This is a genomic window from Hyphomicrobium sp. 2TAF46 (assembly GCF_052114865.1).
Lineage (GTDB): Bacteria > Pseudomonadota > Alphaproteobacteria > Rhizobiales > Hyphomicrobiaceae > Hyphomicrobium_B.
In genome coordinates this window covers 72,558-92,311 of sequence record NZ_JBFRFO010000007.1, presented here as the reverse complement: position 1 = coordinate 92,311, position 19,754 = coordinate 72,558, and the positions used below count along the sequence as shown (strand labels likewise).

15 protein-coding genes are annotated in these 19,754 nt (G+C 57.7%); 7 read left to right on the top strand and 8 right to left on the bottom strand.

The annotated features are described in order from the left end of the window. Positions 1-59 precede the first annotated feature (59 nt). Both AB4Z24_RS15470 and AB4Z24_RS15465 read left to right on the top strand, forming a co-directional pair. Entirely contained in the window at positions 60-2,579 is a 2,520-nt protein-coding gene (locus tag AB4Z24_RS15470) for a TonB-dependent receptor (protein ID WP_441709637.1), read from the top strand. A 440-nt stretch (positions 2,580-3,019) separates the two neighbouring features. After that, entirely contained in the window at positions 3,020-3,691 is a 672-nt protein-coding gene (locus AB4Z24_RS15465) for a DUF2076 domain-containing protein (protein ID WP_441709636.1), read from the top strand. Between the two features lie 12 nt (positions 3,692-3,703). Here the strand turns inward: AB4Z24_RS15465 and AB4Z24_RS15460 are convergent, their stop codons facing one another. Continuing rightward, on the bottom strand, positions 3,704-3,868 hold the full coding sequence (locus AB4Z24_RS15460) for a hypothetical protein (RefSeq protein WP_441709634.1): 165 nt from the start codon (positions 3,866-3,868) through the stop codon (positions 3,704-3,706). Positions 3,869-4,127: 259 nt separating this feature from the next. On the opposite strand from AB4Z24_RS15460, the gene AB4Z24_RS15455 reads away from it, so the two are divergent. Beyond that, positions 4,128-4,361 carry a general stress protein gene (locus AB4Z24_RS15455; protein WP_441709632.1) on the top strand — a complete coding sequence of 78 codons (234 nt, stop codon included), beginning with the start codon at positions 4,128-4,130 and terminating at the stop codon, positions 4,359-4,361. 65 nt (positions 4,362-4,426) lie between these two features. Here AB4Z24_RS15455 and AB4Z24_RS15450 read toward each other — a convergent pair whose 3' ends face one another. From AB4Z24_RS15450 to AB4Z24_RS15420, 7 genes are all read right to left on the bottom strand, one after another. Continuing rightward, on the bottom strand, positions 4,427-4,864 hold the full coding sequence (locus AB4Z24_RS15450) for a diacylglycerol kinase (RefSeq protein ID WP_441709631.1): 438 nt from the start codon (positions 4,862-4,864) through the stop codon (positions 4,427-4,429). Between the two features lie 84 nt (positions 4,865-4,948). Then, complete coding sequence (locus tag AB4Z24_RS15445) at positions 4,949-6,373, bottom strand: coniferyl aldehyde dehydrogenase (protein ID WP_441709629.1); 1,425 nt, start codon at positions 6,371-6,373, stop codon at positions 4,949-4,951. Positions 6,374-6,829: 456 nt separating this feature from the next. After that, complete coding sequence (locus AB4Z24_RS15440; protein WP_441709627.1) at positions 6,830-8,071, bottom strand: response regulator; 1,242 nt, start codon at positions 8,069-8,071, stop codon at positions 6,830-6,832. Beyond that, a complete protein-coding gene (locus AB4Z24_RS15435) occupies positions 8,052-10,697 on the bottom strand; it encodes an ATP-binding protein (protein ID WP_441709625.1) in 2,646 nt (881 codons plus the stop codon). The genes AB4Z24_RS15440 and AB4Z24_RS15435 overlap by 20 nt, the downstream gene beginning before the upstream one ends. Before the next feature lie 4 nt (positions 10,698-10,701). Then, a complete protein-coding gene (locus AB4Z24_RS15430; RefSeq protein WP_441709624.1) occupies positions 10,702-12,099 on the bottom strand; it encodes a class I SAM-dependent methyltransferase in 1,398 nt (465 codons plus the stop codon). Between the two features lie 136 nt (positions 12,100-12,235). After that, positions 12,236-13,369, bottom strand: coding sequence for a response regulator (locus tag AB4Z24_RS15425; protein ID WP_441709622.1), 1,134 nt, complete (start codon positions 13,367-13,369; stop codon positions 12,236-12,238). A 303-nt stretch (positions 13,370-13,672) separates the two neighbouring features. Further along, positions 13,673-15,073 (bottom strand): glutamine synthetase family protein, encoded by a 1,401-nt coding sequence (locus tag AB4Z24_RS15420; RefSeq protein WP_441709620.1) that lies wholly within the window; start codon positions 15,071-15,073, stop codon positions 13,673-13,675. A 510-nt stretch (positions 15,074-15,583) separates the two neighbouring features. Here AB4Z24_RS15420 and AB4Z24_RS15415 point away from each other — a divergent pair. The 4 genes from AB4Z24_RS15415 (at position 15,584) to AB4Z24_RS15400 (ending at position 19,722) form a co-directional block, all read left to right on the top strand. Further along, positions 15,584-16,696: a polyamine ABC transporter substrate-binding protein gene (locus AB4Z24_RS15415; protein ID WP_441709618.1), complete on the top strand. Its 1,113-nt coding sequence runs from the start codon at positions 15,584-15,586 to the stop codon at positions 16,694-16,696. 97 nt (positions 16,697-16,793) lie between these two features. After that, positions 16,794-17,990, top strand: a complete 1,197-nt coding sequence (locus AB4Z24_RS15410) for an ABC transporter ATP-binding protein (RefSeq protein ID WP_441709616.1) — start codon at positions 16,794-16,796, stop codon at positions 17,988-17,990. Positions 17,991-17,998: 8 nt separating this feature from the next. Next, on the top strand, positions 17,999-18,901 hold the full coding sequence (locus tag AB4Z24_RS15405) for an ABC transporter permease subunit (RefSeq protein ID WP_441709614.1): 903 nt from the start codon (positions 17,999-18,001) through the stop codon (positions 18,899-18,901). Continuing rightward, positions 18,898-19,722, top strand: coding sequence for an ABC transporter permease (locus AB4Z24_RS15400; RefSeq protein ID WP_441709612.1), 825 nt, complete (start codon positions 18,898-18,900; stop codon positions 19,720-19,722). The genes AB4Z24_RS15405 and AB4Z24_RS15400 overlap by 4 nt, the downstream gene beginning before the upstream one ends. Positions 19,723-19,754: the final 32 nt, after the last annotated feature.

Below are 19,754 nucleotides of genomic sequence, written 5' to 3'. Positions count from 1 at the left end.
CTGCAACTCGATGCGGGCAGGCATCGGGGGCGCAGTCAAGAAAAAGGGGAAGTTCGGGGATGAAACGTGAGTTACTGGCTTCGGCGGCGGTCGTTGCGCTTCTGTTCGTCGATTTGAGTCCCGCAGTTGCTCAAGATGCGGCAAACACCAATCAGAATCCTCCACCGGCCGGTCAAAAGCTTCCTGAGGTTCAGGTTATCCAGGAGCAACAGAAGGCCAAGCCAAAACCCGTCAAGCACACAAAGAAGCCAACCCCGGCTGCAGCGCCAGTTGCCGTGAGTGCACCTCCGGTCGCGGAACCGGTAGAAGCGGACGCCGTGAAGATGTCGCCGCTGGGAGGCAGTGAAATTCCGGTGAACAAAGTTCCCGGCAGCGTCTTCCAGATGAATTCTTCGGACATCAAGAGAGACGGAACGGTCATCATTCAGGATGCCCTTCAGAGCCAGGTTCCTGGCCTGATCGTCACCGACGTGCAGGGCAACCAATTCCAGACCGACATCCAGTATCGCGGCTTCGAAGCTTCGCCGGTGAACGGTGTCGCGCAGGGTCTTGCCGTCTATCAGAACGGCGTTCGGATTAACGAAGCGTTCGGCGATATCGTCAACTGGGATTTCCTGCCCTCGAACGCGATCAACAACGTTGCTCTGGTGACCGGTAATCCGGTTTTCGGTCTCAACGCGCTGGGTGGTTCGATCGTCATCGACATGAAGGACGGGTTCAACTACCAGGGCGCGGAGATCGATACGCGCTTCGGCTCATTCGGTCGTAAGCAGGTCTCGACAGAAGCGGGTTATCGGAGCGGCAACTGGGGCATCTACGGAGCATTCGAAGCCATCAACGATGATGGGTTCCGTGACTTCTCGGATGCAGAGGTTCGCAGAGGATACTTCGACCTTGGCGTCAAAGGCGACAGGGCCGAGTTCCATTTCAACTTTACGGGTGCCGACAACCATGTCGGCGTGACGGCCGCGGCGCCTGAGCAGCTTCTCGATATCGGCAGGAACCTGACGTTCACGTCACCCCAGACGACCGACAACGAGATGCAGATGTACTCGGTGAACGGTAAGGTCAAGGCAACCGATACGCTCACCTTCTCGGGTGTCTCTTACTATCGCCATTTCAATCAGAAGCACGTAGACGGCAACCTGTTTGACGATCCGGAAAATTGCGGCGGAAACCTCTGCTCTGGCGATGATACTGTCGTGAGGGATGCCGCCACGGGCAATCCGATCCCGTTCACGAACGGCGTTTCTTATGCTTCGCTCGATCACACGTCGCAGAATGCCGATGGCGCCGGTATCAGCTTACAGGCCACGGAGACGGCCAAGCTCTTCGGCCACAATAACCAGTTCGTCGTCGGCGCCAGCTACGATCGAGGCCGAGTGGACTACACCGCGAAAAGCGAACTCGGGTTCATGCAGCCGAAGTTCGTTGTCGCCGGACAGGGCGTTATCATGGGGGGAACGGACGATTTCAATCCGCGCTCGCTGACGACGACGAACGATTATTTCGGAGCCTTCTTCGTCGATACATTCAACATCACGGATAAGCTCGCGTTGACGGTCGGCGGCCGTTACAATTACGCTCGCATCGAGATCGAGAATACCGGTGATGCGGAAAACGACTCTCTCAACGGGGTCAACAAGTACAATCGTTTCAATCCGTCGGCCGGTCTGACTTATTCGTTCAATCCCGCGCTCAATTGGTACGGTGGGTATTCGGAAGCGAACCGTGCACCGACGGCTGCGGAGATCGCATGCTCCGATCCTGAGAAGCCGTGCCTCATCGAGAGCTTCCTGACGTCCGATCCGCCGTTGAAGCAGGTCGTGTCTCGCACGTGGGAAACGGGCTTCCGTGGTACGGTCAACAATTGGTCGGGATCGCAGTGGAACTGGGGCGTCGGCTTGTTCCGTACCGAGAACTCTGATGACATCTTCAGCGCTGCCTCTACGCAGACTGGCCGCGGTTACTTCCAGAACATCGGCACAACCTTGCGTCAGGGCGTTGAGGCGAACCTCTCCTACCGTTCGAACCGCCTCTTTGCGTACGCGAACTACACCTATACCGACGCTACGTTCCAATCCGGGATTCCGTACTTCCCGGCTCCCAACCATCCGCTGGGTCCTGGCGTCTTCGACTGTCCTCCGGATCTTGAGGGTGAGGCTACGGGAAACTGCACCTCCGTCAGCAAGGGTGATCGCATTCCGGGCGTTCCGGCTCACACCTTCAAGGCAGGTTTCGATTACTGGATGACGCCGAAGTGGAAGTTCGGTGCCGACGTTATCGCCGCAAGCTCGCAGTTCTTCTTCGAGGATGCAGCGAACCTTGAACGGCCGCTTGCGGGCTACGCCAAGGTCAATCTGCACTCGTCTTACGACATAACGGACCACATCCAGGTCTACGGATTGATCGAGAACCTCACGGACAACCGCTACTCGCTCTACGGCACCTATTTCAGCGTGGACGATGCCAACAATGTATCGGGGGCCACTGGCGTCACATTCGACGAGAACAACCCGCGTACCGTCGTGCCTGCCATACCGTTTGCGGCCTATGGCGGCGTGAAGGTGAAATTCTAAAACCTGCGTACCTCACCCAGAAAATGCGAAAGCGGCCCTCAAGGCCGCTTTTTGCTTTTCAAGGTCAGGTCGCAATGCTGCCCATATGGTGGAAAAGGGTCGAGCAGACGATCACCAGCAAGAGGAATAGAAAGCCCAGGGCGACTTTATCCATCAGCGTTCTCCCAACGAAAATCCGCGCCCGAGAGATATAGAGCTATCGCAGGACATTTTATCTAGTGCGAACGGCCGATGTGAGAAGCCGGCCACTTTCTGGCACACGCGTCAAAAATCAATGTCCCAGGCGGCCGGCTGTTCATGACGCCGAACCGCCGAGGATGTGCAACCTTCGACAGCCATAGCGAAAAATTAATCTCAGCCCCCATGTCACTCAGAAGATCCGGTTCCTACATGCGTTGCACAACAGTCGGCATAGACGTCTCAGCAAGGAGGCTGGCCCCATGAACGCGGAAGAAAAGCAGCTCATTGAAGATTTGTTTGCGCGGCTCCGCAATTTTGATGGAGGCGATAAGGATCTGGAGGCGCAAGCGCTTATCCAGGATCTGATCCGGCGCTCTCCGGATGCGCCATACTATCTTGCGCAGACCGTCATCGTTCAGCAGCAGGCCGTCGAGCGGGCGGAGGCTCGCATCAGAGAGCTCGAAGCCGTCGTTCGGCAGCAACAGCAGCCGGGACGGGGAGGAAGCTTCCTCGGCGGATCGTCCGTCCCTCAAAGCGGAAGCCGGTACACGCCGCCGCCTCCGCAGCCTGCACCACCGGAAGCCGTGGCGCCGTCCCAACCCAATAGCCCATGGGGTTCGCCGGCACGTCCCGGTGGCGGCGGCTTTTTATCTTCAGCGCTCTCAACGGCAGCCGGCGTCGCGGGTGGCGTGTTCCTAGCCGATGGAATTCGAAGCTTGTTCGGAGGCGGACAGGCCTGGGCGGGCGGTGGCGGCACCGGCGCGGGTGATCAAAAGACGATCGATAATCTCCAGGACCAATTGCAGGACGCGGAGGACGATCGGGATAAGGCGCAGCGGGACTTGGGGGCCGATGACGCGGCGCAGGACGATATGCAGGACGCTCAGGACGACGGCGACAACTCTTGGGGTAACGACGACTTCGACGTCTAGTCGCCGTTCGTTTTACCGAAAGTAATAGACTGCGAGAGCGGCGAGCGGCAGGAGAACGGCTGCGGCGAGGCCCGTCATGAAGACGATGCGTTGCCACGGCTTCCTAAGGATGATTTTGCCCTGGGTCACTTGTTCTGCGGAATAGGTCGGTGGACCTTTCTGTTGGCTGTCACTCATCGCTTCTCCTCAAAATTCGCGCCTATTGGAAATCCGTTCAAACGAACGAGGTTGCGGGGCGCGGTATGCGAAGCTTCGCTTCGTGAATATTCTTGCGAAATCGTCATGTTCGCGGGTGAAAATCGCCGGAACCCTCTCGGCAAAGAGAGGTTCTCTGTGAGTTGCCGCGTAGTCGTCGAGCGGCGCCTGCATTTCCTGGCAACGCCAACGGCCTCGAATTTTTCGAGGCGCAAATTTTCACTCCAAAAAGGTAATCCCCATGGCTCAAGAGGACAGAACATCAAAACGCGGCTTCGCATCCATGGATGCCGAGAAGCAGCGTGAGATCGCCCGCAAGGGCGGCGCAAGCGTTCCGGACAATGAGCGAAGCTTTTCGCGAAATCACGAACTTGCGTCTCAGGCCGGCAGAAAAGGTGGCCATGAGAGCGGCGGAAATTTTCGGAATGATCCGCAAAGAGCGGCCGAAGCCGGCCGCAAGGGCGGTCAGCACTAGCCGTTGAAAATTACTTGCATTCAGAGCTTGGGCCGGACGCGTAGAACGCATCCGGCCTTTGTTTTTCAGACGGAGGCAACGGCGCCGTGCGGGTTCGCATGGCTGAAAGCCGTCAACCAATTTGGATTGAACCAACGGTCCGCCGGGCCATCGTACGGAAGGCGCGTGATGTCCCAATGGCTAACGAAACGCGCATAAACGTCCCAGACCGGCGGGCCTCCACCGATGAATACGACACGGCCGGCGAATTGCTTGAGCGTTTCTTCAGGGTCCATGTGCGAGCGCAAAACGAAGAGCGTGCGATCCGTGCGCGCGAATTCCGGCACTGCGCCAATGGTCTTTGGGCCGGCCATCAAGACGTGGCCTCGCGTAATGTCGAAAAAGCGGGCGACGTCGGCAACGTATTCAGGGTCCCGGTTGCCTTCCCACGGCAGCTCTCCATTGAGGCCCAGCTGACCGGACTGGCCGATCGCGCAAATGACCCTGACCACTGTTTGCTGCATTCGAGTTCCTTTTTTGGTATTTCAATAGGGCCGCCGCGCCGTGGCGATCAGCGGCGCCGAATACAGGCGATTTGGCAGGGAAAGTCACCACCGTTGAAGATAGCGGATGACGAGATCCGTCATCCGGTTGAACGGCGGGTGCAGGAGCCAACCCAGGTTCCATTTACTCTGTTCGAAAACGCCCTTGGCGTGGCTCAGCGATTTGAAGCCTTCGTGTCCGTGATAGGCACCCATTCCCGACATGCCGATGCCGCCGAACGGGATATCGTTCTGGACGTAGTGCATCAAGGTATCGTTGATGGTGACGTTGCCCGATGTCGTGCGGGTGAGAACCTTTTGCCGGTCTTCGCTGTTGTGGCCGAAGTAATAGAGGGCCAGCGGCCGGGGCTTGCGGTTGATGTAGCTGATCGCATCGTCGAAGGCGCGATAGGTCATCACGGGCAGCGCGGGCCCGAAGATTTCCTGCTGCATGATCGCCATGTCGTCTGTGACGTTGAGCACGAGCACTGGCGCGAGTTTGTGCGCGGCTTCTCCTGAGGCGGCCGCGACTTCAATCACCTTCGCGCCTTTTCGCTTCGCATCGTCGATCAGCTTCAGCATGCGATCGTGATGCTTCGCATTGACGATGGACGTATAGTTCAGGTCGCCGTTTCCCTGCGGATAGAACTTGCGCGCCACCGCGTCGTAGGAGGCTACGAATGCCGCCGCGTCTTTTTCCGGCACCAGGACGTAATCCGGAGCGATGCAGGTTTGACCGGCGTTTGCGAGCTTTCCAAAGGCGACGCTTGTCGCGGCGGCCTCGATGTCGGCGTCGGGTCCAATCAAAACCGGCGACTTGCCGCCGAGCTCCAATGTCACCGGTACGAGATTTTCGGCGGCTTCCTTCATTACCGAGCGGCCGACATTGGTGCTGCCCGTGAAGAGGAGATGATCGAAGGGGAGGCGTGAAAACGCTGCGCCGATCTCCGGACCTCCGGTGACGACCGCGACCTGTTCCGCGGGGAAAAGCTCGCGCAGCACCGACTTGAGAAGCTCGCTCGTTTGCGGCGTCAACTCGGATGGTTTCAGGATGGCGCGATTGCCCGCGGCGATGGCGGTTGCGAGCGGAGTCAGAGCCAGCGATATCGGGTAATTCCACGGCGAGATGATGCCGATGACGCCGAGCGGCTGATAGACGACGCGATTGCGTCCCGGACGGAAGTGGAGCGCAACACGGCGGCGTTCGGGACGCATCCATTTCGTCAGATTGCGGCGAAGGTAGTTGATCGTCTGGATGACCGGCGCGATTTCCATGATCCGCGTTTCGTAGGCGGAACGGTAGCCGAAATCCCTGCTCACGGCCGCTTCGAACACCGTCCGGTGTTTCAGCAGCGCCTGTTTCAGCTTCAGCAAATCCGCGCGTCGCATCGCGGGGGATGGCGGCCCATCGCTCAAGAACGCGGCGCGCTGCTTGCTGAGCAAGGCGGTCAGAACAAAGCCGTCATCCTTGACCGAAACATGAGCTGTCATCAAAAAAATCTCCTGATGCAGACGGGGGAGACATGCAAGATGTTTTCCCGGTCAACACATGTCATTTCTGACAACTTGGTCCTTTTCGTGCACGAGACGCCCGAACGACCATACCGTCGCGGGGATCTCAAGCGCGTATTGGTGGAAAACGCACAAGTGGCGTTAGGGAAGGGCGTGGCATTTCACCCCGCGCGAAGTTGCGCTGCGTAAGAATTCCGAGCGCAGCCAATTGATTGCTCTCGCAAATGGCGATCTGAACCTTCGGTCTTTCGCCCCTCAAGCCAGGCCTAGGGCGGTCAAGCAGTCGTCTACTTATAGGAGCTTGGATACCCCCACGGCTGGTCCCCGACTTCAAACGAAGCTCAGTCTGCGCTAGCAGCGGGCAACTCGCCGTTGCCTAAACGGCTCGATACTTGGCCATGAGGCGAGGTTGTGGAGGCCCGGCGGAACGTCCGTTCACGCCGCGATTTCGAGCGTGCCCAAAACCCACTTTTCGTATTCGTCGCTCAAATCCTGCAGCCACTGCTTGGGCAGCGCATTGATCTTTGTGCCGCTGGTTTTTGCGCGCGCCGGCAGTGTGACGTGGATTTGCTTGTAACCGTTTTCCATCGGTGGGGAACTCATCGTTCCCCCGATGTGGCCGATGGCAAGCGCTGCCTTCAGATAGTCGCTGGCGCGCTTCGGCGCCGTATGCAAAGGCGGATTGAAAAGAACGCAATCCTGCATCGATCTCTGTGGTTCGCAGTTACGGAGTTCGAAATGGATGCTCACGTCACCGCCGGCGCTCTCCTGCGCGACATTGACGAGCAGGGTGCTGCCCATTGCGGCCCACTGGCTCATCGGGTCCATCAGGCCCGTAATGATCTTGCCGATCGCTTCCGGATCGGTGGAAACGATGATTTGCGGGCGGTTTGCATTGATGACGACCTGTTTGGCGCCGAGGTCCTTGTTGATGGCTTCGGCGCAGGCCGACAGGGCGGCAATCAGGTCGACTTCAGCAACCTGAGCATCCGCCAAAAGCGGCGGCGTCGTCAGCTCTTCGGATAGATCGACCGCGCGCTGGGTTTCTTCGACCGGAATGCGCCAGTGATCGCGGATACGGAGCTGCGACCAAGCCTTCTGCGCCGCCGGTCGCCAGGACGTCTCGGCGATCGAGTCTTTCAGGTACTGATACATCGTCAGCGGCGCGTTGTTGTAGGGCAGCAATTTCGAAAGCATCGCGAGATTGTTCATGCGATCGCGCAAAAGGGTACGATGCAACGCGCTGAGCTTGTCGCGCAGGAGCATGTCGTATTCATTCTTCAAGAGATAGAAGGTAATCGCCTGCTCGATTTCGGCTTCGAGCACGCGGAGATCCCACGGCTTCGAAATATAGCGAAGGATCTCGCCCTTATTGACGGCGTCGATGGCGCTGTCGAGATCGGCGTAGGCCGTCGTCAGCATGCGGATGATGTCGGGCCGCTCATTGCGAATGCGGTTGAGGAGGCTGACGCCGCTTCGACCCGGCATCCGCTGGTCGGAAATGACGAGCGCAATGTTGTGGTTGCCGGAGAGAATGAGGGATTCGGCTTCGTCGGCGCTCGTCGCAGTCAACACGTCGTAGCGCGTGCCGAACGCTTTCTTGAAATATTTGACGGCCTGCGGCTCGTCGTCGACGATCAGGATCTCGACCGGCTGATCAGGACGAAACGACTCCATGGAAGACCTGGTTCTCTTTATCCGAATCCGACGAGATCGGGAGGTTGAAACGGAACTCGGTCCACTCTCCAAGACTACTCTTAACACTCAATGAACCACCATGGTTCGAGATGATGCGGTGACTGACCGCAAGTCCGAGGCCCATGCCTTCGCCGACGTCTTTTGTCGAGAAGAACGGATCGAAAATCTGAGATTGGATCTTGGGATCGATGCCGGTTCCGTTGTCCCGCACCGAGACAATGAGTTCCTCGCCCTCAACGACTGACGTGATGGTGATCTCGGGCTTACGCTCTTCCTCGACCGCGCGGACTGCGGCGACGGCGTTGACGATGAGATTGACGAGCACCTGAGCAATCGTCGACTGCGAGCCGACGACTGTATCATTCGGTGCGTCGTGCCTTGTGATCGTGATGCCCTTCTGAATATGCGCCGTAAAGCGGAGCGCATGGTCGATGGCGGCTTCCATATGGAATGGACGCGGATGCTCGGGGCGATGCGGCGCTGTAAAGCCCCTTAGGTCGGTGACGACGCGGTGAATGCGCTCGTAGCCGGCGTGGATGTCTTTCAGCGTATCGGCAGTATCGGGATCGGCTTGGATTGTCGGGTCGCGTGCGGCCAATTGCAGCGCCGTGCCCATGAAGTTCAGCGGGTTGCCGATTTCGTGGAGAAGGCCGGCTGCCATCGTACCAAGCGCGCTCAAACGGGCGTTTTGGACAAGGGCGGCTTCGGTCTCGCGCAACTGTTGCAGGCTTTGTTTGAGTTCGGCGTTCGTCCGGTGAAGGTCGGTTTCGAGCTGCGAGGCCCTGATAAGATTGGCGATGCGCGAACGGACTTCCAAGCCGCTGAACGGCTTGATGAGGAAGTCGTCGGCGCCATGCTTCAGCGCGGTGATTTTCGCTTCTTCGTCGGCACGCGCGGTCAAGATGATAATCTTGATAGCGCGTGTCTCGGCTCTTTCCTTCAGCGAGCGGCAGACCTCGAGCCCCGTGACGCCCGGCAACATGACGTCGAGCAGGATCAGATCAGGCTTTTGCCCCTTGGCCTTTTCGAGGGCGGTGATGCCATCGGGGGCTTCGATGATGCGATAGTTCTCACGCAGCATGGATACCAGATACCTGCGCATGTCCGGTTCGTCGTCGACGACGAGCAGGAGCGGCAACTCGGCGCGACCATCCTCAGCCTGCGGCGCACTCGGATCTTTGATTTCGGGCGCCGGATTGTCGCTCGTCATGAGTGCACGCGCGGACGCCTTGCGATCGAAAGTGCGCAGCGGGTCGTCTGCTAGTCCGTCCGGTTTGTCTTCGGAATCGCTCATATCGGATTGCGTAACCCGGAGTGCGTGAGGAAAACGTAAAACGAATGTCGTTCCGTGCCCTGAATTGCTTGTCGCCGTGACACTGCCGCCATGCCGCGTGATCAGCTCACGGACGAGGGCGAGGCCAAGACCCAGGCCTTGATGGCGGCGCGTCGCGGAGCCATCGACCTGATAGAAGCGATCAAAAATGTGCGGAAGCTGTTCGGCCGGGATGCCGATGCCCGTATCGGAAATTTTGATCGTCACCATTTCATCTTCGCGCTCGGCGGAAATATCGATCCGACCTTCCGGCGGCGTAAACTTGATGGCGTTGGCGATAACATTGCTGACAATCTTCTCGAGCGCGTCAGGATCGGCGTTGATCAGCAGATCGCCCGTCGGCTCCGCCAGCTCGAGATTGACCCCCTTCAGGGTCGCGAGATGCTTCATCGAGGCGGCCGTGTGCTTCATGAAGTGCGCCATATCGACCGGCTTCTTCGAAAGCGTGGCGCGGCCTTCCTCGAGGCGGATCAGGCTTAGAATGTCGTTCACGAGACGCAGCAGGCGAAGCGCGTTGTTCTCGATGACGTCCAGCAGTTGCTGTGCCGATGGGCTCAGGGACGCGACGTCGGTTTTCAGCCGCTCGACGGGAGCCAGAATGAGCGTCAGCGGCGTTCTCAGCTCGTGGCTGACGTTGGCAAAGAACTGAGACTTCAGCCGGTCGAGCGCCGACAGCTCCTGGTGCTGCGCGGCGAGCTTATACTTCAGCCGGAATTCGTTGAAGCGGCGCCGATAGTTGAAATGGACCGCCGTCACCGAAATGATGCACGTGAGGACCAGAAAGTAGAGGTTGTTCATCAACGTCTTGGTCATGTCGCCAGCAGTCGGCACCTGCAAGCACGCGATGATGTAAATCCCGAGGGTCGAGATACAGAGAAGGGCGGCTTCCATAGGCTGCATCGGCGCCAACACGCCGACAGCGAACAGGATGAGGAAGAGGCCGTTGTAATAGGTCGAGTCGGCACCGTTCGTGATGCCGATCATCACCGCAATCGAGGCGACAGCGATCAGCAAGCCCGCCATCGTCAGATAGCGGACGTGTACTGCCGTCCTGTCCCAGAAGTGCAACGCATAGATGCCGGCAATCAAGCCCGCAGCAACGAGCCGGATGGCGGTCAGCGTTTTGACCTGATCAAAATAGCTGATGCGGTCGAGGACGATCCCTGCGGGGATTAAAACAATTCCGAGGATACAAGCGACCTTCGACTGCCTTAGCCGAAGCTCTTGTTCTTCAGCCTCGAAGGCGCGCCGTAAGTCGTTCTTCTCATCCATGCCGTCAAACGGGGGGTTTATCTATCTCCAGAAAGACGTTGATACCCGTCTCATCTGTATAAATCTTTAGCGGCCCAAGGTCGGGCGCGAGCCGGACCATATCCGACTCGTCACGCATCACGAGGTGCCATTCCATAATATGCTCCATCAAACCTTTCACAGGGTTTGACGAATGCACATTTGTAACGATCACGCGGCCGCCGGGTTCACACCACTGATAAAACAGGCGTACCAGTTTGGTGCAGACGCGATCGGAAAGGTAATCGAAGAGGCCGGCACAATAGATGATGTCGTAGGTCTTGGAATTCTCCGGAAGCTCAATGGCTTGACGCAGAAGGTCCTGCACGGTCTTCAGGATATACGTCACCTTCGGCGCATTTTCGCTGTCGGCCGTCGCGGCCTCGATCTGGCGCTTGGCGTAGGCGAGCGTTTCGGCGTTAAAGTCAAGTAAATCAAAGGAGAAGCGGTGTGCTTCCTGGTTCTTTGAAAGGAATAGCTGCAGTTCCTGCACCGGGCCGCAGCCGACATTCAAGATCCGTAGCTCTTTGTTTGCCGCTGCCGCTTCCGTGGCTGCCTGATCGAGCATTTTGCCGAGCATGTAGATACGGTTGCGATGCGCCTCGGGCGGGCCGCCGTTCAGCAACCAGTCATTAATGATCTGGCCATAGGTCGTCTTTCCGCGACGCTCCTTGCGGAACATCATGTTGACCATTTCATAATCGCCCGCGTACCCGAGGGGCTTGGAATAGACGCGGTTGAAGAAGGGCGAGGCCATCATCAGCGGCAGAAGATCGCGCTGGGCCAGCTGCTTGTGATTTTCTACTTCGTCGACTTCGAGCTGGCGGCACGCTTCCTCGAGCTCGAGGAAAAGCTCGGTCAAGCGCGGCATCACCGGCGCCTTGATCTCTTCATATCTCGCGGTGTCGAGAACGGCGTGGTTGGCGCCCGGTTCGCCTTCGATCGCCAAGTCGACCTGATCGAGCCAGAAGCTCAAGTCGCTTAGAAAGGACCGGAGATCGGCGACCTTGAGCTGATAGTTCGGCTGCAGTTTGTTGGCCCGGTCCCATTCATCGACGAAACGGGCAACTTCGGATCCGAGACCGGCAGGATCGGAGATGATCGCGTCTACGGCGGACCACTGATTGACGAGCGTCGCAGAGACAACCACGAGAATGCTCGTGGTGACGACGCCGGTTACGACTGCATCGCCTTGATAAACGAGGTTCTTGCCGCGACGCACTTTGAGGTCGCTCAGGACCTCGCTCGTCTGAACGGGTGAAAATGGATTGTAGATCTCGAAGACGATATTGCGTCTTGAAAGCTTGCTCAGGGTTCCGCGAAAGACGGTGCCTTGGCTGCTCCTGAAAGAGACCGTGCGATCAATATCCCGTTCGATGCGCAAGGGGACTGCTCCATAACTGAACCGACGCCAACGTGTATAACGAACGTTATCATACTGGTTCAGTTTGGTACTGCGGTATTTAGAAAGCGTTTAGATGAATCAGAATAACCAATGCCTTGGAGATACACCTTAAGAATTATGCCTTCGGGAGGCACATTGTCAGCGTGGATGTGCCCAATGTTTTATCAGTTGATGACAGAAGTTCGCCTCCGAAGGCCCATAAGGCGCAACGAACCGTCCGCCATGACTGATTATTCTCCAATGTCAGCGGCTCGCGATCCGAAACCGACGTGATTCGAACTTCATTATGTTCGACTCCGGAAACCAATTCCACTCTCGGGAATGTATCGAGATTGTGACTCAGACCCTTTGTTGCGCCGCGGAGCAAATTCGTCAGGACGAACTTCATGATTTCGCGTGGCATGCGGTAGGCGAAGTCCTGACCGATGCCGGGGCCGCCGAAGACTCTGCCGGAGTGACCGATGACGGCCTGCTCGGCAACTTCGGAAATGGTGTCGGCCATCGACGATGTTTGCGCAGTCACTGGATCGGCGAGGCTCCGGGCGAGGTTGCCAATAGAATTCGCGAGGGACTTGCAGTGCTCGACATCCCGGCGGATCTGAGCGGCGGACGCGGCCATCTTGCCGAGCCGGAGCTTGGAGGCCCAGGATGCAAGATACGATCTCGGGGTGGAGGAAGGTTCCAAAGAGCCCGGCAGGCTGAATTCAGCGAGCCGTTCGGCCTCGGTATCCAGCGATTTCAATGGTGCTTCGAGCCCGCTGGCAAGAATGGAGAGGAGTGCGAGATTCGCGCTTTCCGCGTCTCCGCCTGTACTTGGACCGAGCATAGGCTCGGTCAAGGCGGCTGCCTTTCGCTCGACATGCAATGCGTCATCCATGGCCGCGCATAATTCGTCGAGGTTCCACGGTTTCGGCACAAAGCGATAGATCGCTGCCCCGTTGATCGCCTGCTGGAGATTATCGATATTTGCGTAGGCGCTCGTCAGTACACGGACGGTTGAGGGCCATGACTTGCGGACTTCGCTCAAAAACGACACGCCGCTGTCGCGAGGCATTCGCTCGTCACTGACGACAACCGAAATGTCGTTGCCGGGCGTCGCCAGAATTTGAAGGGCCGCTTCGGGACTGCTGGCCGTTACGACATTGGCGTATTTGCCAATCGAGCTTTTGAAGTACTTCAGCGAAAGCGGTTCGTCGTCGACGAAGAGGATGGTTTCGCTCTTCCTATCAGCCAAGGTCTTTAATGTCATGGATTCGAATCCGCGTCCTGCTCGAACTCATGCCCAGTCATGTGTTCAAGGCTCGCGAGATAGCCGTCCCGCTTCAATTATTTTGCTCTGCAGTATTTGAAATCAATCCAAGATTGGGCAAAATTTGAAACTTGTTTCAGGGCAGTATTAAAAATTTCTGACCGGCACCAATAAAAAGAGACACGAGTTAGATCTTCTTCGGCGAACGGTGCCGGTTGTCGCGCCAGGTTAGCATCCTGTCGCAAAAAAATATGCCCTCAAGAGAGGGCCGGCCTTCCCACATCGGCAGGAAGGCCGCTTTCATTAGACACTCAGCAGGAGATGCTCGCGCTCCCACGGACTGATGACGCGCATGAATTCTTCGAATTCGCTGCGCTTCAATGCGAGGTACACGTGGCAAAAACGTTTGCCCAGAATGTCGTGCAGTGCCGTGTTCTCCTCGAAATCCGTCAGAGCTTCGAGCAGGCCGCGCGGCAACTGATGGTCGTTGCGGTAGGCGTTGCCGACGACCGCCTGCCGCGGCTCGAGTTCGTTCTTCATTCCGAGATAGCCACAAGCGAGGCTCGCTGCGAGCGCGAGGTAAGGATTTGAGTCGGCGCCAGCGAGACGATTTTCCACGCGCCGCGCCACCGTCGGGGAGATCGGTACTCGTAACCCGGCCGAGCGGTTGTCGTATCCCCATTCCACGTTGATCGGTGCGGCGCCATTCGGTACGAGGCGGCGATAGGAATTGACGTAGGGTGCGATGAGGCACATCGCGGCCGGAAGGTATGCCTGCTGACCGGCGAGGAAGTTGAAGAACAGCTTGCTCGGTTCGCCATTCGGCTGCGTAAAAATGTTCTTGCCGCTCTTCGCGTCAACGACGCTTTGATGAACGTGCATGGCGCTGCCCGGCTGGTTGGCGAGGGGCTTGGCCATGAACGTCGCGTAACAATTCTGCGCGAACGCGGCTTCGCGAATGGTCCTCTTGAAGAGGAAGACCTGATCCGCGAGATCGACCGGATCGCCGTGCAGCAGATTGATTTCGAGCTGCGCTGCGCCGCCTTCCTGAATGATCGTATCGATCTTCAGATATTGCCGCTCGGCAAACTCGTAGATGTCGTCGACGATCTTATCGTATTCGTCGACGGCGCCGAGGCTATAGGCTTGGCGACCGGCACCCGGACGACCCGACCGGCCCATCGGCGGTTCCAGCGGATAATCTGGATCGGGATTGGTCTTCGTCAGATAGAATTCGAGTTCGGGCGCGACGACCGGCACCCAGCCTTCCTTGGCGTAGAGATCGACGATGCGCTTCAGAACGTTGCGTGGAGCGATCTCGACCGGATCTCCGCTCTGCCATTGAGCGTCATGAATAACCTGCGCGGTCGGGCTCGATGCCCAGGGAGCCGGACGGATGGTCGAAAGATCCGGCACCATCATCAGGTCGCTTTCGGCGTAGAGTTCCTGTCCGTCCTCTTCGAAGCCGACGTAGTCGCCCGTTATCGTCTGATGGAAGATCGAGATCGGAAGATGGACCGGGTCCAACTTCACGAATTTTTCGGCGGGCATTGTCTTGCCGCGCGCAACGCCTGCGATGTCCGGCACGGCACAATCGATTTCCTCGATGCGGTGCTGGCGAAGCCAATCGCGTAGCGCTTCCGGCGTCGATCCAACGCCGAAGTCACCGTCTTCGTTTAGGATCCGTGCGGGTGGGGCAGTCATAAGGACACCTGAGTGATTTGCTTTATTCGTTTCTGTTTTCGCGGCGCGTCGTGGTCTGAGCGATCGAAGCCATGCTTCACGGTTTTTCGAGGCGTCTGCCGGTCCACGATCGGCCGAGGCTCTGCACTTTGCTTCCGGCGACCGTCAGACATTTTGGATATTCGGGTTCGGAAAGCCAACAGACTTAACCCGGCAAGCGAAGCGACCTCAATAGGCGCAGTGCAGCATAGCGCTATCTCATCCCCGTTTCGCTTAAATCGTGGCCTTGCCTAACGGGGCAGCGTCATGACCCCAGAACGTGCAGCTCAAGCAGTTTAATATGACGGTTAAGGGCTTTTTCTTGACCCGGTCACCCAAAACATTTCTTCGATGATCCGTTGTGCTTCGGAATTTAATTGAGCAGTATGGTCAGTGCTTAGCAAAACGCCGATTGTGAGAGACCGGCGCTTTGCCAATCTTAACCGGGCCGTCGCTGACACCCGGTGAGGGACTGGGTCTGGAGGAATTCTGATGTTGACGGTTGGAAAAGTGGTGCGTCGCGCCGCGTGCTCTATTATTGCCGCTGCAGCAGTGCTGGTGGGTCCAATGGCACTGGCCGCAGATAGGGTCGTTAAGGTCTACAATTGGTCGGACTACATTGATCCGGAGATCCTGACGGATTTCACGAAAGAGACTGGTATCAAGGTCGTTTACGACGTTTTCGACAGCAATGAGGTTCTAGAGACGAAGCTTTTGGCGGGGGGCAGCGGATACGATGTCGTCGTTCCGACCGGATCGTTCCTTTCGCGTCAAATCAAGGCGGGTGTTTTCCAGAAGCTCGACAAATCCAAGATCCCCAACTTCGCGAACGTCTGGCCTGAAGTCTACAGCCGGGTCGCCCAGTATGATCCGGACAATCAGTATGCGATGAACTGGATGTGGGGCACGACCGGCGTCGGCTACAATGAAGCCAAGATCAAGGAACGCATGGCGGATGCGCCGGTCGATTCTCTGGACATGATCTTCAAGCCTGAGATCGCCGCCAAGTTCAAGGATTGCGGAATTTATGTGCTCGATTCACCGGAAGACATTCTTCCGGTAGCGCTCAACTATCTGGGTATCGATCCCAACACCACCAAGGAAGAGGACTTCAAGAAGGCTGAGGATCTGATGATGAAGATCCGGCCCTATATCAAGAAGTTCCACTCCTCGGAGTACATCAATGCGCTTGCCAACGGCGACATCTGCATGGCGCTGGGCTGGTCTGGCGACATTCTTCAGGCCGGTACGCGCGCAACCGATGCCAAGAACGGCCAGGTGGTCAAGTACCATATCCCGAAGGAAGGCACACAGATGTGGTTCGACATGATGGCCATTCCAGCGGATGCCAAGGATGTCGAAGAGGCGCATATCTTCCTGAATTATTTGAACCGGCCGGAAGTGATGGCGAAGGCGTCGAACTTTATTCAGTACGCCAACGGCAACCTCGCCTCGCAGAAGAACATCGATGAGAGCGTTCTCAAAAACTCGGCGGTCTATCCCGATCCTGATACGTTCAAGAAGCTCTACGTAAAAACCGCGTGGGACAACAAAACCCAGCGGATCGTCACACGAATGTGGACGAGGATCACGACAGGGCAATAACCTACAAAACCGCGCCAGAACAAATCTGGCGCGGTTTTTTCTTTCACGCTTGCTCTCCTAGACGGAGAGCCATTTGCAAAACTTCAGGGACACGATCATGGCTGTTGTGACTGCAGGCAATCCACAGGCAAACCATGCCTCCTCGCAGCGTGCGGGTCCACGCACAGCGGCGCCGCAGTCGGGTTTCGCTCCGTGGAAAAATCCAAGCCAGCCGCCGATCGTTCGCTTCGAGGGCATAACCAAGCGGTTCGACGATTTCGTCGCCGTCAACGATGTGACGCTCGACATCTATGAAAGAGAGTTCTTCGCGTTGCTCGGGCCGTCGGGGTGCGGAAAGAGCACGCTGCTTCGTATGCTCGCGGGTTTCGAGCGGCCGACGCAAGGCAAGACGATCGTCGCCGGGCAAGACATTACGGGCCTTCCTCCGTATCAGCGCCCCGTGAACATGATGTTTCAATCGTACGCGCTTTTTCCGCATATGACGGTCGAGGGCAACATCGGCTTCGGGCTTCGCCAGGAGGGGATGCCCAAAAACAAGATTGCCGAACGCGTCGACGAAGCCATGGGCATGCTGGAGCTTCGCCAGTTCGCAAAGCGTAAACCGAACCAGCTATCGGGCGGACAGCAGCAACGTGTGGCGCTGGCACGCGCGATTGCCAAGAAGCCGCGTATCGTTTTACTCGACGAGCCGCTCGGCGCTCTCGACAAGAAGCTGCGGCAACAGGCGCAGTTCGAGCTGATGCGCATTCAGGAAACGACGGGCACGACCTTCATCATCGTGACCCACGATCAGGAAGAGGCGATGACGGTCGCGAGCCGCATTGCGGTGATGGAGAAGGGTGTTCTCGTCCAGGTGGCGACGCCCGGCGATATCTATGAGAATCCGAAGACGCGCTACATCGCAGGCTTCATCGGCGACGTAAATATCTTCGAAGGAACGGTCGCGGCGATCGGCGACGGTTGCATCGAGATCAACGCGAAGGACGGCTACCAATTCAAAACCCGGAGCTCGGAGCCGGTGACTGTCGGTCAACAGGTATGGCTGGCACTCAGGCCGGAGAAGATCCGCATCGCGCATGAACAGCCGGTGAGCGCGGTCAACGCCATTCCGGGCAAGGTCGAGGACATCGGCTATCTCGGCTCGATCTCGCATTACCATGTCCGCACGGCGCCGGGCGAACGCATAACGGCACTGCGCGCCAATGCTGCGCATACCGTCGAGCGGCCGATCAGCTGGGAAGACAGCGTCTGGCTCGACTGGCCGATCGACGCCGGCGTTGTTCTGACGGGCTGAGGCAAACGATGAGTGCAAAGAGCAATAGCCTCGGACGCTGGTATGTGATTGCGGCCCCTTATTTGTGGCTGCTGATCTTCTTCCTCATTCCGTTCTTTATCGTCTTCAAGCTGTCACTTTCCGATGTGGCGACGGCTATTCCGCCCTACACGCCGACGTTCAGCTGGTCGACGGGCATCGGGCCGTTCCTCTCGGCGCTCGACTTCGAGAATTACAGATTCATTTTCGGCGATCCGCTCTACGTCAACGCTTACCTCTCGAGCTTGAAGATTGCGGCGATCTCGACAGTTCTGACGCTGCTTGTCGCTTACCCGATGGCATACGGCATGGCGCGAGCGCCAAAATCCTGGCAGCCGACGCTGATGATGCTCGTCATCCTTCCGTTCTGGACTTCGTTTCTGATCCGCATCTACGCCTGGATCGCGATCCTGAAGCCGGAGGGGTTCCTCTCGATTTTTCTCATAAAGCTCGGCATCATCAGCGAGCCTCTCCAGATCATGAACACGACGACGGCGGTCTACATCGGCATCGTCTATTCGTATCTGCCGTTCATGATCCTTCCGCTTTACGCGAGCCTCGAGAAGATCAATCCGTCGCTGCTCGAAGCGGCGCAGGATTTGGGCTCGCGGCCGTGGCGTGCCTTCTGGCAGGTCACGTTTCCGCTGTCGCTGCCCGGTGTCTTCGCGGGCTGCCTCCTCGTTTTCATTCCGGCCGTCGGCGAGTTCGTGATCCCGGATCTCTTGGGTGGCTCCGATACCTTGATGATCGGCAAGACGCTGTGGAACGAGTTCTTCAACAACCGCGACTGGCCTCTTGCCTCGGCGGTGGCGGTCATCCTGTTGCTGGTGTTGACGATCCCGATTGTACTCTTCCAACGCCAGCAGCAGATTGAGCGGGAGAGTGGTCGATGAATAAAAACTTCTCCTGGTTCAATCTGACGTCAATCACGTTCGGCTTCGCGTTCCTTTACATTCCGATCCTGCTCCTAGTGATATTCAGCTTCAACGAGTCGAAGCTCGTTACGGTATGGGCGGGCTGGTCGACGAAGTGGTACAGCGCGCTTCTCGAAAACCAGGCTTTGAAGGATGCCGCCTGGGTGACGATCCGCGTCGGGCTTGTGTCTGCGACTGTTGCGACGGCCCTTGGCACGCTCGCTGCGATCACGCTGGTGCGGATGGGGCGGTTCCCCGGCCGCACGCTTTTCTCGGGCATGATCTTCGCGCCTCTCGTCATGCCGGAAGTCATAATCGGTCTGTCGCTGCTTCTGTTATTCGTCGCCATGGGGCTCGACCGTGGCTTTTGGACAATTACGCTGGCCCATATCACTTTCACGATGTGCTACGCGGCCGTCGTCGTGCAGGCGCGATTGCAGGACTTTGACAAATCCGTCGAAGAGGCGGCGATGGATTTAGGTGCAACGCCGATCAACACCTTCTTCCAGGTGACTTTGCCGATCATCGCGCCCTCCGTGATCTCGGCATGGCTGCTGTCATTCACGCTATCACTCGATGATCTCGTGATTTCGAGCTTCGCAACGGGGCCTGGCGCGACGACGCTGCCTATGAAGATCTACAGTCAGGTTCGCCTCGGCGTGACACCGGAAATCAACGCCATTTCGACAATTCTGATCGGCGTTGTCACAATCGGGTTGCTCCTGGCATCTTACGTTACGAAGCGACAGACGGAACGTGCGGAGCGCGAGCGGCGGAAAGCGTTCGGAGCTGCGGGCTGAGGATGTCACGTGGGATTTGTGTTTCGCCGCTC

What these genes read in the sequence shown, in the direction of transcription:
- AB4Z24_RS15410 (WP_441709616.1), top strand. Translation starts at nt 16,794, where the DNA reads ATGGCTGTTGTGACTGCAGGCAATCCACAGGCAAACCATGCCTCCTCG.
- AB4Z24_RS15400 (WP_441709612.1), top strand. Translation starts at nt 18,898, where the DNA reads ATGAATAAAAACTTCTCCTGGTTCAATCTGACGTCAATCACGTTCGGC.
- AB4Z24_RS15420 (WP_441709620.1), bottom strand. Translation starts at nt 15,073, where the DNA reads ATGACTGCCCCACCCGCACGGATCCTAAACGAAGACGGTGACTTCGGC.
- AB4Z24_RS15470 (WP_441709637.1), top strand. Translation starts at nt 60, where the DNA reads ATGAAACGTGAGTTACTGGCTTCGGCGGCGGTCGTTGCGCTTCTGTTC.
- AB4Z24_RS15465 (WP_441709636.1), top strand. Translation starts at nt 3,020, where the DNA reads ATGAACGCGGAAGAAAAGCAGCTCATTGAAGATTTGTTTGCGCGGCTC.
- AB4Z24_RS15415 (WP_441709618.1), top strand. Translation starts at nt 15,584, where the DNA reads ATGTTGACGGTTGGAAAAGTGGTGCGTCGCGCCGCGTGCTCTATTATT.
- AB4Z24_RS15460 (WP_441709634.1), bottom strand. Translation starts at nt 3,868, where the DNA reads ATGAGTGACAGCCAACAGAAAGGTCCACCGACCTATTCCGCAGAACAA.
- AB4Z24_RS15405 (WP_441709614.1), top strand. Translation starts at nt 17,999, where the DNA reads ATGAGTGCAAAGAGCAATAGCCTCGGACGCTGGTATGTGATTGCGGCC.
- AB4Z24_RS15450 (WP_441709631.1), bottom strand. Translation starts at nt 4,864, where the DNA reads ATGCAGCAAACAGTGGTCAGGGTCATTTGCGCGATCGGCCAGTCCGGT.
- AB4Z24_RS15445 (WP_441709629.1), bottom strand. Translation starts at nt 6,373, where the DNA reads ATGACAGCTCATGTTTCGGTCAAGGATGACGGCTTTGTTCTGACCGCC.
- AB4Z24_RS15440 (WP_441709627.1), bottom strand. Translation starts at nt 8,071, where the DNA reads ATGGAGTCGTTTCGTCCTGATCAGCCGGTCGAGATCCTGATCGTCGAC.
- AB4Z24_RS15455 (WP_441709632.1), top strand. Translation starts at nt 4,128, where the DNA reads ATGGCTCAAGAGGACAGAACATCAAAACGCGGCTTCGCATCCATGGAT.
- AB4Z24_RS15425 (WP_441709622.1), bottom strand. Translation starts at nt 13,369, where the DNA reads ATGACATTAAAGACCTTGGCTGATAGGAAGAGCGAAACCATCCTCTTC.
- AB4Z24_RS15435 (WP_441709625.1), bottom strand. Translation starts at nt 10,697, where the DNA reads ATGGATGAGAAGAACGACTTACGGCGCGCCTTCGAGGCTGAAGAACAA.